Origin of the sequence: Laspinema olomoucense D3b (assembly GCF_025370785.1) — a bacterium.
Taxonomy (GTDB): domain Bacteria; phylum Cyanobacteriota; class Cyanobacteriia; order Cyanobacteriales; family Laspinemataceae; genus Laspinema; species Laspinema olomoucense.
The window spans coordinates 1-12,960 of record NZ_JAMXFA010000036.1 but is presented as its reverse complement, the minus strand read 5'-3'; the positions used below and the strand labels follow the sequence as shown (position 1 = coordinate 12,960).

Here is a 12,960-nt window from a genome sequence, read left to right as displayed (position 1 = left end):
CACCTTTTACGGTTTTGCTTTCCACGGTGCGATCGCCCCTTCCCTCTCCCCTTATCCTCAACTCCCTCCTCCCATGAAACTCCCATCAATTCTAATTAGTTTAGGATTAGCATTGTTACTGGTTCTGACTGCGCCTGCTCTACCTTGGGGACAAACCCCACTGCCAGGGGATTATCTGGCGATCGCCTCTCCCATCCCTTCCCCCTGTGCAAACGTCGCGACAATTATCGATAACACTTTGGAAGTTCACTACAGTCCCGAGTGTTTAGAGCAAAAACTCCATTTGAGTCAGTTACTCCAGCGGTTAGAACCCATCATTGCGGAAAAAAGTCGCAACAAAATCACCGTCAGCAATCTCAACTATGCGTTAATTCCAGAAGGAATTCACCTCCAGGGGGATGTTCTTGTTAATCTCAAAGCAATCCCGGGAAGCGTGCCGGTTTCAGTCGCTCAAGATTTATCCCTGAGTATCAAAGATGGATATCTCTATGTTAAAGCGGGGGAGACGGATTTAGAAAGCTCCAAATTAGTTCTCAAGTCTAAGCAGGGGATGATTACTCAAAAACTGGACCAAGAATTAGCTAGATTTAATGGGAAAAGATTAGATGAATTTGTTGCCCTCAATCAACTCAATACCCTGGCGGAACCCATTGGAATTGGTCCAAATGCGGTGGATTTTGTAATTCAATCCATTGAAAATAAACTGAACCTGAGTTTAGATGAAACAGGTTTAACCCTGGGGGTTCGGTTTCGATGAAGGAGTGAGTATGGGTAAATTTTGCTATAATTAACTTATCGAGTTATCAAAATACCCCATGAGTCTAGTCATCTCTGAGGAACTGGTAGAAGCCAGCGGTTTGTCTGAACCGGAGTTATTATTAGAAATTGTCATGATGCTGTTTCAGCAAAAAAAAATTAGCCTCGGCAAAGCAGCACACCTTGCCGGACTGCACCCGATCGCCTTCCAGCGGGAGATGGCAACCCGGGGAATTTGTATTCATTATGAAATAGAAGATTTTGAACAAGATTTAGAATCTTTGCGAGAACGAGGTTGGCAATGATAATTGTCAGCAATACTTCCCCTTTAAGTAATTTAGCGGCGATCGGTCATTTGCATCTGTTGTCACAAATTTATCCAAAAATTATTATTCCCCAAGCGGTTGCGAATGAACTGACTAATGCACCTCCAGAGGATGCAGCAATCCGAACGGTGTCAAACTTGGATTGGATTGAAATTCAACCCGTTACCCATAGGAGCCAAGTGGAAACTCTCCTGCAAAAAAAACTCGATCTTGGAGAAGCAGAAGCGATCGCCCTTGCTCTGGAGCTAAATGCGGATCGACTGCTGATAGATGAACAACTGGGTAGACGAGAAGCCAGCAATTTGGGAATAGAGATTACAGGGATACTGGGGATTCTGGTTGCAGCTAAAGCCAGATTGCTGATTCCTGCGGTTCAACCGATTATGGACGCCCTCATTGCTCAGGCGGGTTTTCGGATAAGTACAGAATTATACATCAGAATTTTACAAGCAGTTGATGAATAATTCCTGATATCCCCTGTGTCCATTTTGTCGAGATTATTCTAATTGTTAGTCGTTATTAATAATTTTTGGCGGTCCACTATTATATCATAAAAGCTTTAAAAATAAAAATATTTTTAGGGGTAGAAAAAATAGTTATAGACCTGAGTAATTTTATTTTTTGCGCTATACTTAACCTGTTAGGTTTAAAAGTTCAACTTTTAGGGACGACTGATTCGGAAATGAATTCACAACAATTGATGAGCCGCACTGAGGAAGAATTAATGATTCCTCATGCGGAGTATGCGAAGAAATTGCGTCCCCTGCTGCCATCAGAGGCGTTTGCACCCGATCCGGGTAAGTTAGGGATTTTATCGATTAATTTGGTGATTATGATCCTGGGTTGGGCGATCGCCTCTACATTAGATCGTTGGCCCGTCTTCTTAATACCACTTTATCTCCCGATCGCCCTGATGATGGGCAATAGCATTATTGTCCTGCTGTTTAGTTCTCATAACCTGATGCATGGCAGTGTCATCAAAAATAAGCGGGTGATGGACATCATGGGATTTCTCGGATTAACCCTGTTATGGATGCCACAAACCATGTGGAAAGCGGTCCATAACCGAGAACATCACAATAAAACCAATTCCATGAACGACCCCGATCGCAACTATTTGGAGGGTCAGCCAAAAAATTGGGGCAAATGGATTCAAAACCTATTTGTGCCTTCTGCGGAGGTTCATCCCTTGTGGTTAGCAGTCGGGATGACCAGTGCTTGGGGTGTGCATAATTTTAGAAACATCACTTCCGTGCTGTTTTTCAATGACAAATCCGTAGACTATGTTCCGGCAGCGTTTACCATTACGCCGAAAGAACGACGGGCGATCGCATTGGAATTAGTGGCGATCGCAGCTATTCATCTCACCATCTTGTTTTCCCTACAATTTGACCCCATCAAACTGCTGCTGAGTTACTTTCTACCCATCGCCATTGGCTATGCCGGTGTGATGTTTTATATTTATACCAATCACATGGTCTCGCCGATGAGCAGCGTTAATGACCCTACCTTTAATAGCTTATCTATCCGAGTTCCTAAACTCTTCGATTGGTTGCACTTAAACTTTTCTTACCACACCGAACATCATATTTTCCCCAACATCAACTCAGACTATTATCCCCTAGTCCGAGAATTGCTAGAACTTCACTATCCTGGTCGCTTGAAATTAATCGATGCGACAGAAGCTTGGCGTTTATTGTTACAAACTCCTCGCCATTACAAAGATGAAAATACTTTTACCGATTGGTCCGGAGAAAAATCAGTCCCTTGTCCTGTGATCCCGACTTCAGCTAAAAACTGACCCTCAAGCAAAAACAACCGACACTTTTTAGGGTGTCGGTTGTTTTGCTTTAGCCTACCTATAAAGTAGGGGGAACGAACTCATTCCCCCTACCCCGCCAACTATGTGAGAATTACTTCACAAACTTAGAAGCGGCTGGTGTTGGGTTTGTGGATGATGAAGCTGAGGACTTGGCACTGCTTGATGTTGTCAAAACCCACAACGCGGATGTAGCAAGCGGGGTATTCACTGCGGCAGCCTTGAACTTCAGCCATCACTTCTTGGACAGAACGGGCGTTGAACAAAGGCAGTTTCCACATGGTCCAGTAGTAAACCGTGGGGTCAGAGGTTTCATTGAACTCAATGGCAGGAATGTAGCCTTGGTCGATGATGTACTGAATCTGCTTGGCAATCTGTGCATCAGACAGAGGGGGCAGATAGGAAAGGGTTTCGTAACGACGCTCTTTTGGCAGAGTTTTCATAATTCTTTGTCTCTTTGGTGCGGGATCTACAAGGATTGGCGGTTTAGGCCAGAAATAAATCACCACCGTCAACCGGATTCGCGTTCCGTTTCCGTCTCTGGGGTTGAGTCAAGTAAGGGTAATCCCGTTACTGTTCTTTCCAGATACTGCTTCCGGTGGTCGATGTTGGCTTGCATGATGCCAGTCAGAACCATCTCAGGCAAGAACTCTGTAACTTCCTCCGCGAGATGTTCGCGCACGGTCATAATCCGAATCGCCAAGTCTGGCTTTTCCTGAAGTAACGTTTCAATGTACGCTTCTCCATCTTGAATTTTGGCCGTGGCCGAAAAGTTTTGCAACCAATAGGCCAAGGGAGGATTAGTTTCGTTCAGTTGACTGACGACGATGCGCATGGCTTGGTAGGTCAAATAGCTGCTCATCACTTTGGCAGTATCTTTGGCAATTTGTTTTAAATCCATATTGTTGGCAACGTTTGATATCGGCGGTTATTTATGTCTACCATCCGCGATCGCAACGGGTGGTTGCACCTTTCCTTGGGTACAAACCATAACCCGGATCTCCTTTATCAAACAGCGTAGGGGAATACTTTCCACCCACTGTTGCCGGATTTTGCCGTGATACTGCGCTCCAGCTTGAGCGATTGCCTGACTGGAGAAAGGTTAACCGTTTTCCATCTCAGGTTAACGGTTAACTTTTCTACTAAGGATCCGTCATCAGACGGTATCCATCGCCTCGAACTCAAACTTGATTTCTTTCCAGAGGTCAAGAGCGACAGCCAACTCAGGAGACCAACGTCCGGCTTCACGGAGGATATCGTTCCCTTCACGAGCCAAGCTGCGACCTTCGTTACGAGCTTGAACGCAAGCTTCCAAAGCAACACGGTTGGCGGTTGCACCCGGAGCATTACCCCAGGGGTGACCCAAGGTCCCACCACCAAATTGCAGCACGGAGTCGTCACCGAAGATTTCCACGAGTGCGGGCATATGCCATACGTGGATACCACCGGAAGCAACAGCCATCACCCCAGGCATGGATGCCCAGTCTTGGGTGAAGTAAATCCCACGAGATTTATCTTGTTCGATATAGTTTTCGCGGAGCAGATCGACGAAGCCCATCGTGATGCCGCGTTCGCCTTCGAGTTTACCCACAACGGTTCCCGTGTGGATGTGGTCACCACCGGACATCCGCAAGCACTTGGCAAGCAGACGGAAGTGGATACCATGATTTTTCTGACGGTCGATAACGGCGTGCATAGCACGGTGAATGTGCAACAAGATTCCGTTATCGCGGCACCAGTGAGCCAAGGTGGTGTTGGCGGTGAACCCTGCGGTTAAGAAGTCATGCATGATGATGGGCATTTTGAGTTCTTTGGCGAACTCAGCCCGTTTCAGCATTTCTTCGCAGGTGGGGGCGGTTACGTTGAGGTAGTGGCCCTTAATTTCGCCAGTTTCTGCCTGAGCTTTATGGATAGCGTCAGCAACGAACAAGAAGCGATCGCGCCAGCGTTGGAACGGCTGGGAGTTGATGTTTTCGTCGTCTTTGGTGAAGTCCAAACCACCGCGCAAGCATTCATATACTGCACGACCGTAGTTCTTCGCAGATAAACCGAGTTTCGGTTTGATGGTGCAACCCAACAGGGGACGACCATACTTGTTGATTTTGTCGCGCTCAACTTGGATGCCGTGGGGAGGACCTTGGAAGGTCTTCAGGTAGGCAACGGGAATCCGCATATCTTCCAAGCGGAGTGCACGCAAGGCTTTGAAACCAAACACGTTCCCCACGATGGAGGTCAGCATATTGGTAACAGAACCTTCCTCAAACAAGTCGAGGGGGTAGGCAACGTAAGCGATATACTGGTTCTCTTCGTTGGGTACCGCTTCGATGTCGTAGCAACGGCCTTTGTACCGATCCAAGTCGGTCAAAAGGTCGGTCCACACTGTGGTCCAGGTTCCGGTAGAAGATTCAGCAGCTACTGCAGCTCCTGCTTCTTCGGGGGGAACTCCGGGCTGAGGGGTCATCCGGAATGCCGCCAAAACGTCGGTATCTTTGGGAGTGTAATCCGGCGTGTAGTAAGTCAGTCTATAATCTTTAACGCCAGCTTGGTAGCCGGTTTTTGCTTGAGTCTGGGTTGAACTGTAAGACATAATCCCCCTTCCTAGGAATCATCGGAATCATCGAAAATCGTTGCAGTTGTCCTGGTTTTTAGTTCTCCTGACAAGCTATTCACTTATCTGGGTACTATTGCTTACCAAACCCACGTCGGGGATCGGTGGAGCGAAATCAGTCGGCTGCTTCGTTTTGCTGCATAACAATAGTATCAGGAAAACAATAAGTTAAACATCATTGTTCTTTTATTCCTCGATAATATTTCTTTATTTTTCGTTATAAATATTAATTTTTTGTTATAATATAAAACGGTAACTTTCTGATATAATAAAACGCTCAGTTTGGCGAGGACGGGCAGAATTTCGGTGTGGGGAGCAGCAGGAACGATACAATTGATCGCAGTTAAGAAGGCGATGGGTTCTGCTTCCTGACCCGGATACAGGGGGGACGAACGTTCCACAATGCGATCGCAACCCTGGCCTTGAGACCCTTTAATCCTGATCCCCTTTGTTGCGCGATCGCCCTTGGGGGTGATTTTAAAAAACTTATGCAGCCAGCTTTCCTCCACTGCATCAACCCGGATTGTCCAAGTCCCACCGGCCAAAGTCGGAGTCATCACTTTTGTGATAGTTGTGGAACCCCCCTGATTTTAAATGGCCGTTACCTTCCTTTACAAAAATTAGGGACCGGCGGTTTTGCTGTCACTTTCACCGTTTATGACCGGCGGACGGACCGGGAACGAGTCTTAAAGGTGTTGGGTGAGCGATCGCCTAAAGCCTTGGAACTCTTTGAACAAGAGGCATCGGTTTTGGCGAGTCTGACCCACCCAGGAATTCCCAAGGTCGATCGCGATGGTTATTTTCAGATTTCTCTCAAACATCCCCAACCCCATACCCTTCCTTGTCTCGTCATGGAAAAAATCGAGGGGTTTACATTGGATGAGATGCTACACCGAGATTATCCCCAAGGGTTTCCCGAGGCGTTGGTGGTGGATTGGTTGATGCAGGCAGCAGATATTCTGGAAGAGTTGCACCGCCATTCCATTATTCACCGGGACCTGAAACCGACAAATTTGATGGTTCGCATGGCGGCGACTCCGACAAATACGGGTACTCCTTTCTCCTTATTTAATAGAAGGATGGGGGGAAGTGCAGTGGGTCAACTGGTGGCGATCGATTTTGGCGGGGTGAAACAACTCAGCGGCAAGCAGGCGAGTTCCACGCGGTTGTTCTCCCCGGGTTACAGTCCTCCAGAACAGATGATGGGGAGTTCCGTGGGACCGGCAGCGGATTTTTATGCCTTGGGACGAACGGCAATTTTTCTGCTAACCGGGCGATCTCCAACGGACTTCGATGATGGAATGTCGGGAGAATGTCGCTGGCATCCTCATGCCAGGGTGAGTCTGAATCTCGTGAAGGTCATCGATGAAATGCTGGAGTTTCAGGTTGACAAGCGATTAGATAGTGCAACAGAACTGCAAGGACGACTGGGACAAGGTTCGTATTTAAAAACCTTAGTCCGCAAGCGCAACCAGGGACTGGGTGGACGTTTGGCGGAGTTTGCGGCGGTGGCATCTAGGCACAGTATCAAATTTTGCTGGGGAGTGGGTACATTGACGATTAAGGCGATCGCCACCCTAGGCATAGTCAGTTACAAAACCCTAGAAAGCATCCTGAGCACCACCTTAGATCTGATTAGTTGGGTATTTACAGCCTGCTTTGATACCTTATTAGGAACTATCTTAGGCGGATTAGGTGCGAGTGTCGGTGCCGGAGTCGGATTTGCCTTAGCCTATTGGTTACCTGTGGGCAGCCGACTCAGCAGCCGCCTAAGTGAGTTAATCGCACAATGGTTTCCTAATCTACAACTGGCCGTTGATCCGGTGGCAATTTTATTTGGAATGGCAGGTTTAGGTACAGCTTTGGGATTAACTGAAGCGGGAAGTTTTGGACAACAAAGACGATTTATCGTGGCTGGCTTGATGGGAGTATTTGGGTATGGATTGGGATGGTTTGTATTAGCGGTGAGTTCAACCAGTGAGACCCTAGCTGCACCGGATTTAGTTGGATTTACAGCAATTGCGATCGCCTCTATTACCCTGGGGTTAGGATTACCCAAACCACAACTATTCCATGCGACCATGAGTGCGATCGGGACTGCGATCGTGATGGCCGTCTTTCTCTATAGTTCATATTTTCCCCTAATTTTAGACCTATTTTCCGCCACCTCGGGAATCGGAATGCCGCAATTCTGGGATAGCATCGCCTTTTTTGCCCTCCTCGGAATGACCGGCAGTTTTTGTCTGGGTTGTAGTTACTATTTACTAATGCCCGTGTTGAGACTATTAGGATTTCGATAGAATAAATTTAATGATTGAGGGAAAAAACCTGAGTTTTTCTCAAAAGTTATTCTGTCTGGGGCAAATCATTAAAGTTAAAGACACTTTTAGGAATTCGTCAGTATGGAGAGAAAACCTGGGTCCCTTTCTAGGTATTGCGGCAGTCGCCACTCGGCGAGGGGTTGAGGGACAACCACCGTCACAGGGGGATGTCTAAAGCGGGGCAGGATGTGATGCTATAATTGGGTCAAACCCTAAATTGCCAATTGACAAGAAAACTATGGCTAGTATTATTCTTCAGGTTGATGAAGAGATTAAGGCGGCATTTGAACAGGCTAACCCGGAAATCCAGAAACAGCTAAGTCATATTGTTCAGTTATTTTTACGAGGAAACTTATACGACAAGCGTTTCACTGAGGTGATGGCAGAAATTTCAGACAAAGCACAACAACGAGGCTTAACCCCAGAAATTTTACAAGATATTTTAGACGATGACAATGACCAGTAAATTTGTCATCGATACCAATGTGTTAATCAGTGCTTTACTGTTTAAGTCATCAGTTCCATTTCGGGCGTTAGAGTTAGCAGAAGAACAAGGAATAATTTTATACTCTGAAGCAACTTTAAGTGAATTAGGGCAAGTTCTGAATCGTCCCAAGTTTGACAAATACCTTTCTCCGGAAGAAAGACAACTGTTTTTAATTAAATTCATCAATTCCTGCCAATTGGTCAAGATTACAGAGGCAATCACAATTTGTAGAGATAAAAAAGACAATAAATTTTTAGAGTTAGCTGTTAGTGGTAATGCTAATTTCATGATTACCGGAGATTTGGATTTATTGGTGTTAAATCCTTTTCAATCCATAGAAATTCTGACTCCAGATAGGTTTGTTGATAAATGTACTGAATAAACTCCAGGCGTGGGCGTGTTTTTCTTGAATCAGTTGGGCAACTGAAACGCGACTCTGGGCAATGGTTGCCTGATTTTGAGCATCAATCTCTAGGTATTGCCAAGTTACAGGAGTATCGGTCGTGAATGTCATCTTGAGGAGAGGGTAAGGGTTGATACTATTGTAGCCAATTTTCCAGAAACCCGGTTTCTTTGATTCCACTCAACCTAAGACATTTCCAGAACTTGTTGCAGAGGAGCGGATAGTTCAATGGGCATAAAATAGGAGTTAGGATAGAGATAATCTTCCCCTGATTCATCAATTATCCGCAGCATTTGATGACTATTCGCTTTTGAGCCGGGTAAGACTTGATAAATCTTGCGAACTTCTAGGGAATCCGCATAGTCTGTATTTTTGATGCAAACAACAAATTCTTTGAAAACTTCCATCCTCGTGCCGTTGTCGTTACTCAAGTATTGATTTGAGGTTTTATCACTAGCTCCTAAAAATCATCTATAACCGTAAAAATCGCTTCATGATTCAGGGATAAATGCGCGTTCAAAAGCCTGTTTTCGATAACGGCGATACACATCAAAATCACTATCTAAAGTAGCAATAGCTGGAATATTCAGTCGTTCTGAAATAGCAACTAGAGACAAATCCGCAAAATCTCCGGGCAAATCTGCATATTGCTGATTCAGTTCAGCAATGCGGGAAAAATCTTCAGGCAGCAGTGGGATTGTTTCAAAAACCCCCTTAGCAACTGCCTCTAAAAACAGATTTTGTATTCGCCAATTAGAACTTAAAAGCCACATAACCTCAGTAGCACAGCCAACAGTAGTGACTAGGTTACTGGTACATCTTTCAAAGAAGACTCGTACCTGTTGATGATAGGGATCTTTAGCACTGTAGTAAGCGACTAAAATTCCACTATCTACAAGAATTACAGGATAGTAGGTCATTGCAAATCGTATTGAGGATGTCTCTTTTTCAAATAATCAGCGATCGCCTTTTTTCGATTGGCCCGTTCTGATAAATCAGGAGGCGCATCTTCTAACAGATGTTCAGGATGTCCGCCCAATCTTTCGACAATAGTTTGGCGGGGTTGCAAACTCAACCAGCGTTCTTTAACCAAGCGTTTAATCAATTCATCGCTAGTCGTTTTTTCCCTGGCTAAAATTTCCACTAAACGGGCTTCGGTTTCTTGGTCTAGTTCTATGTTCAGCATGAATTTTTCTGAGTAGTGATTGATTTATAATTGTACTTGATTTACGCCAACTCATCATTAAACTGATTTAAGTTGAGGAGTGGCTAAGGGGGTTACGACTATTATAGCCAAGTTGCCAGAAACCGGGTTTCTATGTCGCTGGATTAGAATGCACAAAAATGGGCGGTTTGCTGGGCATGAATTTCTGTTCTTACCGCTTCGACTTCTTGGGTGATTTCTGCTAAGGAGAGTTCATCAGTCTTGAAGGATTGGAGAAGATGAGTCAGTTTGCTATCTAGCAATTCTTTGGATAATGCTTCACTGAGTTTTAATTTGTCAGCCTCCGGTAGTTGTTTGACGAGGCTCAACACTTGTTCAAAGCTGAGGGAGAGTTGATATTGAGTTGGGTTCATCGTTTTATGGGGTTGAGGATACAGTGATATTTTAATTGAGTTTTGAGGAAGGGTTTTCTTTGATTGGGTTTTACTCTTTCTGGATTTCCAGGTTGGCGAAGTGTTCTTGCACGAGGCGATGGATGAAGCGGTAGCGATCGCCGACTCGTTGCAGGATGAGGCGTTCTGTACAGTAGTCGAGGAAGCGAGTGATATTCCAGGGCATTTGACCTGTTAGCCACAGGGTTAAACGTAAAATAAAGCGGCGAAAAAAGTTATATAATTCTAACCCAAGAATAATGATAAAAACTATAAGCGACGTTATAAAGAAAAACACCGGATATAGAATAATAGTAACTATTGTAGCAACTATTACCCTTATAAAAATTTTTGCAATCCATGCCAACAATAACATAAAATCTAAATAAAAAATTTAATTTTTTATTTCACTTACCCCCCTATTTTTTCTATCTAGTTTTCGTTCTGATTTTTTGAGCGATTTTTGAATTTTAAGACTTTTTAGAAAGATATTTTTTATCTCTATTAAACCTAAAATAAAAAATTCTAAAATATATAATTTAAAAGTTTTAATAACAACAAATCTCGGAAGTATAGTGTCTATTACTTTAATTTTAATATTTCTTCGTAATGTCTTAGAAGAATCAAACATAATAAATAAAGTTAAGCAGATCACAAAAATAGTCTCTAAATTCATTAATATCTTTGCAATAGTTGGGTTGAATGCAAAAAAAGTTAAGTACAATAAAATATAAAATAGAACTAAAAGATAAGGCAATAATGGGATTGTATTTATTATTGTCTTTTGAATAGAAGAATCTATGATTTCCAAGTTTTTTTCGGAAAAATTAAATGAATTTGATTCATATTTTTCCATAATTTTGGAAATCTTAATCAATCTATTTTTTGTAATTAACCATTCAGGCACCTGATTGGGATACAATGTACTTTTGTGCTTTTTACCCAGTCTCTCAAACCGATAAACGCCAAGCAAATAATTGATTGCTTCCTCTTCGGTATTTAAAGTCCGCCACTCCTCAACATCAATCTGCTGATAAGCAAGACTCGTAATGGCTAAAAACAACGGTTGACGAATAAAGTTGACAATCTTCTCCGACTCCTTGATGCTCTCCCAAAACTCCCCTAGATTGACCGAAGCAAAATAATCCCGAATTTGCTCATTCGTCAAATCCTCCAAACAAATTGCCCCATTTAACTGCAACATTTCCTCATAGTTTTCATATTCCTCCTTGCGACTGCACACCACCAAATGCAACGGCGAAAACTCACCCCCTAAAAACTGATTAATTGCTCGGACACACTTCCCCTGACGTTCCGGCTGCAATTCATCCAACCCATCCAACAACAGCACTAACTCCTTCTCCCGAAGCCACTGTTCCCCGATGTTCTGACTCACCCCCTTACTGATAAGCTGAGACAGAACCCACTCCTTAATCGAAGGGTCATATTTTTTCTGTTTCCAGACTTTGGGAAACTCCCGTTTGGTCACCTCCTGCCAAGTCGAAAGCTCCAAAATCACCGGAATGGGGGCATCGCTATCCCCTTCTGCGCGCGCAATCAAGGCTTCCGCTAACTCTAATAAGGTCGTGGTTTTGCCGCCCCCCGGTTTGCCTAAAATCAGGAACTTGCCGGAAATGGTGGGATTATCAAATACATCCAGAATCGTCGTCTGGGGGGGTAACTGAACGCTGCGCTGTTCACCCACCTTCACCGACATATCCCAAGGACGTTGCACCTGCTGGGGTTGCTGTTCTTTGCCCAAATTCACGAACGCCGCCCGGTGGATAGACTGGGTTAAACGGCTTTCTACCTCGGTTCGCATCTGAGTCAATATATTTTGACGATTGCGATACTCCTGTTTAGATAATGATCGCCCCTCACTAACGTTGAAAGTATTTTGAACACCATAATTAACACCAGCAACATTCCCTTGCTGGCCCTGGTTTCCTTGACTTCCTGTATTTTGATTAGTTGGCTCTGACATAGACTAATCTTTCTCTTTTGTCCAACCCTCGATCGCCCCAGCAACGAACGCCCCGACTGGAGTTTGCTTGAGTAATTCCATCAGTCCACCCTGCGCCGCCCGGATTGCTCGTTGCTTAAAGGTGGGCTGATCCTCAATTTTGGCAATGACTATTCCCGCGAGCCTCATCTGTTCACTCGTAGTGGTTGCCTGAGTCACGTCTAAACTGGAAAGCAAAGTTTGAATCTCTTGTACTGTAGCCTGTAGTTCAGGAGCCGAGGTGTTAGTCTGCTGAATCCCGTGGTTGACTCCCGCCACATTATGTTGAGTACCTTGATTATCCACACTGCCCACTGGAGCGTTAAACTGTTGCTTTTTCCCTTCTGACATTATATTTCCTCATTAGTTGAGCTGAAATTGATCTGAATCGATCTTGCTCTTTTTAGGATTTGGCGGCGAGGGTGATGACGGCGGCTATGGCTTTCCCCACCGCTTTGGTTAAATCCTGATTTTCTAGGGAAACTCCCTCATCCCCTCTGCCATCACTCCCAGGCACAAGTACCACCGATGGTTAGTTTTAGGAGCGATCGCCCTACATCCATAGTTAGGGTTTGCTGAAAAAGTTATAAAAAGCAGGGGGGGTAAATGAACAAGAGGCCCCTATTCCTGCACCAATAAACA

The 12,960-nt window shown here is 44.5% G+C and carries 19 protein-coding genes; 7 read left to right on the top strand and 12 right to left on the bottom strand.

The window, feature by feature from the left end; translation table 11 throughout:
• The first annotated feature begins 73 nt into the window (after window positions 1–73).
• The 4 genes from NG792_RS21975 to NG792_RS21960 all read left to right on the top strand — a co-directional run bounded on the left by NG792_RS21975 (window position 74) and on the right by NG792_RS21960 (window position 2,883).
• Window positions 74–757: a hypothetical protein gene (locus tag NG792_RS21975; RefSeq protein WP_261236792.1), complete on the top strand. Its 684-nt coding sequence runs from the start codon at window positions 74–76 to the stop codon at window positions 755–757.
• 58 nt (window positions 758–815) lie between these two features.
• Entirely contained in the window at window positions 816–1,061 is a 246-nt protein-coding gene (locus tag NG792_RS21970) for a UPF0175 family protein (protein WP_261236791.1), read from the top strand.
• Window positions 1,058–1,546, top strand: a complete 489-nt coding sequence (locus tag NG792_RS21965; RefSeq protein WP_261236790.1) for a PIN domain-containing protein — start codon at window positions 1,058–1,060, stop codon at window positions 1,544–1,546. Before NG792_RS21970 ends, NG792_RS21965 begins: the two co-directional genes overlap by 4 nt.
• 218 nt (window positions 1,547–1,764) lie before the next feature.
• The gene (locus NG792_RS21960) at window positions 1,765–2,883 is read left to right on the top strand and encodes a fatty acid desaturase family protein (RefSeq protein WP_261201880.1); all 1,119 of its coding nucleotides are present in this window, start codon (window positions 1,765–1,767) and stop codon (window positions 2,881–2,883) included.
• A 125-nt stretch (window positions 2,884–3,008) separates the two neighbouring features.
• On the opposite strand, the gene NG792_RS21955 is transcribed toward NG792_RS21960, so the two are convergent.
• The 4 genes from NG792_RS21955 to NG792_RS21940 form a co-directional block, all read right to left on the bottom strand.
• The gene (locus tag NG792_RS21955) at window positions 3,009–3,344 is read right to left on the bottom strand and encodes a ribulose bisphosphate carboxylase small subunit (protein WP_261201881.1); all 336 of its coding nucleotides are present in this window, start codon (window positions 3,342–3,344) and stop codon (window positions 3,009–3,011) included.
• 68 nt (window positions 3,345–3,412) lie between these two features.
• Window positions 3,413–3,802 (bottom strand): RuBisCO chaperone RbcX, encoded by a 390-nt coding sequence (gene rcbX / locus NG792_RS21950; protein ID WP_261201882.1) that lies wholly within the window; start codon window positions 3,800–3,802, stop codon window positions 3,413–3,415.
• A 255-nt stretch (window positions 3,803–4,057) separates the two neighbouring features.
• Window positions 4,058–5,488 carry a form I ribulose bisphosphate carboxylase large subunit gene (locus tag NG792_RS21945; RefSeq protein ID WP_015147336.1) on the bottom strand — a complete coding sequence of 477 codons (1,431 nt, stop codon included), beginning with the start codon at window positions 5,486–5,488 and terminating at the stop codon, window positions 4,058–4,060.
• 173 nt (window positions 5,489–5,661) lie between these two features.
• Window positions 5,662–6,066 carry a hypothetical protein gene (locus NG792_RS21940; protein ID WP_261236789.1) on the bottom strand — a complete coding sequence of 135 codons (405 nt, stop codon included), beginning with the start codon at window positions 6,064–6,066 and terminating at the stop codon, window positions 5,662–5,664.
• Between NG792_RS21940 and NG792_RS21935 the strand changes: the two genes are divergently transcribed.
• The 3 genes from NG792_RS21935 (at window position 5,998) to NG792_RS21925 (ending at window position 8,699) form a co-directional block, all read left to right on the top strand.
• Entirely contained in the window at window positions 5,998–7,809 is a 1,812-nt protein-coding gene (locus NG792_RS21935) for a serine/threonine protein kinase (protein WP_261236788.1), read from the top strand. The genes NG792_RS21940 and NG792_RS21935 overlap by 69 nt on opposite strands.
• 259 nt (window positions 7,810–8,068) lie before the next feature.
• Window positions 8,069–8,296, top strand: a complete 228-nt coding sequence (locus NG792_RS21930) for a hypothetical protein (protein WP_261236787.1) — start codon at window positions 8,069–8,071, stop codon at window positions 8,294–8,296.
• Complete coding sequence (locus tag NG792_RS21925) at window positions 8,286–8,699, top strand: putative toxin-antitoxin system toxin component, PIN family (protein ID WP_261236786.1); 414 nt, start codon at window positions 8,286–8,288, stop codon at window positions 8,697–8,699. The genes NG792_RS21930 and NG792_RS21925 overlap by 11 nt, the downstream gene beginning before the upstream one ends.
• 206 nt (window positions 8,700–8,905) lie before the next feature.
• On the opposite strand, the gene NG792_RS21920 is transcribed toward NG792_RS21925, so the two are convergent.
• The 8 genes from NG792_RS21920 to NG792_RS21890 form a co-directional block, all read right to left on the bottom strand.
• Entirely contained in the window at window positions 8,906–9,127 is a 222-nt protein-coding gene (locus NG792_RS21920; protein ID WP_261236785.1) for a hypothetical protein, read from the bottom strand.
• A gap of 84 nt (window positions 9,128–9,211) precedes the next feature.
• Complete coding sequence (locus NG792_RS21915; RefSeq protein ID WP_261236784.1) at window positions 9,212–9,640, bottom strand: type II toxin-antitoxin system VapC family toxin; 429 nt, start codon at window positions 9,638–9,640, stop codon at window positions 9,212–9,214.
• Window positions 9,637–9,906, bottom strand: a complete 270-nt coding sequence (locus tag NG792_RS21910; RefSeq protein WP_261236783.1) for a hypothetical protein — start codon at window positions 9,904–9,906, stop codon at window positions 9,637–9,639. The genes NG792_RS21915 and NG792_RS21910 overlap by 4 nt, the downstream gene beginning before the upstream one ends.
• A 143-nt stretch (window positions 9,907–10,049) precedes the next feature.
• Complete coding sequence (gene vap15 / locus NG792_RS21905) at window positions 10,050–10,298, bottom strand: type II toxin-antitoxin system VapB15 family antitoxin (protein ID WP_261236782.1); 249 nt, start codon at window positions 10,296–10,298, stop codon at window positions 10,050–10,052.
• Window positions 10,299–10,368: 70 nt separating this feature from the next.
• A complete protein-coding gene (locus NG792_RS29010) occupies window positions 10,369–10,614 on the bottom strand; it encodes a hypothetical protein (RefSeq protein WP_317619520.1) in 246 nt (81 codons plus the stop codon).
• A gap of 96 nt (window positions 10,615–10,710) precedes the next feature.
• Window positions 10,711–12,300 (bottom strand): NACHT domain-containing protein, encoded by a 1,590-nt coding sequence (locus NG792_RS21900; protein ID WP_317619519.1) that lies wholly within the window; start codon window positions 12,298–12,300, stop codon window positions 10,711–10,713.
• A 3-nt stretch (window positions 12,301–12,303) separates the two neighbouring features.
• The gene (locus NG792_RS21895; protein WP_261236781.1) at window positions 12,304–12,669 is read right to left on the bottom strand and encodes a hypothetical protein; all 366 of its coding nucleotides are present in this window, start codon (window positions 12,667–12,669) and stop codon (window positions 12,304–12,306) included.
• A 52-nt stretch (window positions 12,670–12,721) separates the two neighbouring features.
• Window positions 12,722–12,844, bottom strand: coding sequence for a hypothetical protein (locus NG792_RS21890; protein ID WP_261236780.1), 123 nt, complete (start codon window positions 12,842–12,844; stop codon window positions 12,722–12,724).
• Window positions 12,845–12,960 lie beyond the last annotated feature (116 nt).

Coding starts and splice junctions, on each gene's coding strand:
- NG792_RS21975 (WP_261236792.1), top strand. CDS start 74: ATGAAACTCCCATCAATTCTAATTAGTTTAGGATTAGCATTGTTACTG.
- NG792_RS21970 (WP_261236791.1), top strand. CDS start 816: ATGAGTCTAGTCATCTCTGAGGAACTGGTAGAAGCCAGCGGTTTGTCT.
- NG792_RS21965 (WP_261236790.1), top strand. CDS start 1,058: ATGATAATTGTCAGCAATACTTCCCCTTTAAGTAATTTAGCGGCGATC.
- NG792_RS21960 (WP_261201880.1), top strand. CDS start 1,765: ATGAATTCACAACAATTGATGAGCCGCACTGAGGAAGAATTAATGATT.
- NG792_RS21955 (WP_261201881.1), bottom strand. CDS start 3,344: ATGAAAACTCTGCCAAAAGAGCGTCGTTACGAAACCCTTTCCTATCTG.
- rcbX (WP_261201882.1), bottom strand. CDS start 3,802: ATGGATTTAAAACAAATTGCCAAAGATACTGCCAAAGTGATGAGCAGC.
- NG792_RS21945 (WP_015147336.1), bottom strand. CDS start 5,488: ATGTCTTACAGTTCAACCCAGACTCAAGCAAAAACCGGCTACCAAGCT.
- NG792_RS21935 (WP_261236788.1), top strand. CDS start 5,998: ATGCAGCCAGCTTTCCTCCACTGCATCAACCCGGATTGTCCAAGTCCC.
- NG792_RS21940 (WP_261236789.1), bottom strand. CDS start 6,066: ATGACTCCGACTTTGGCCGGTGGGACTTGGACAATCCGGGTTGATGCA.
- NG792_RS21930 (WP_261236787.1), top strand. CDS start 8,069: ATGGCTAGTATTATTCTTCAGGTTGATGAAGAGATTAAGGCGGCATTT.
- NG792_RS21925 (WP_261236786.1), top strand. CDS start 8,286: ATGACCAGTAAATTTGTCATCGATACCAATGTGTTAATCAGTGCTTTA.
- NG792_RS21920 (WP_261236785.1), bottom strand. CDS start 9,127: ATGGAAGTTTTCAAAGAATTTGTTGTTTGCATCAAAAATACAGACTAT.
- NG792_RS21915 (WP_261236784.1), bottom strand. CDS start 9,640: ATGACCTACTATCCTGTAATTCTTGTAGATAGTGGAATTTTAGTCGCT.
- NG792_RS21910 (WP_261236783.1), bottom strand. CDS start 9,906: ATGCTGAACATAGAACTAGACCAAGAAACCGAAGCCCGTTTAGTGGAA.
- vap15 (WP_261236782.1), bottom strand. CDS start 10,298: ATGAACCCAACTCAATATCAACTCTCCCTCAGCTTTGAACAAGTGTTG.
- NG792_RS21900 (WP_317619519.1), bottom strand. CDS start 12,300: ATGTCAGAGCCAACTAATCAAAATACAGGAAGTCAAGGAAACCAGGGC.
- NG792_RS21895 (WP_261236781.1), bottom strand. CDS start 12,669: ATGTCAGAAGGGAAAAAGCAACAGTTTAACGCTCCAGTGGGCAGTGTG.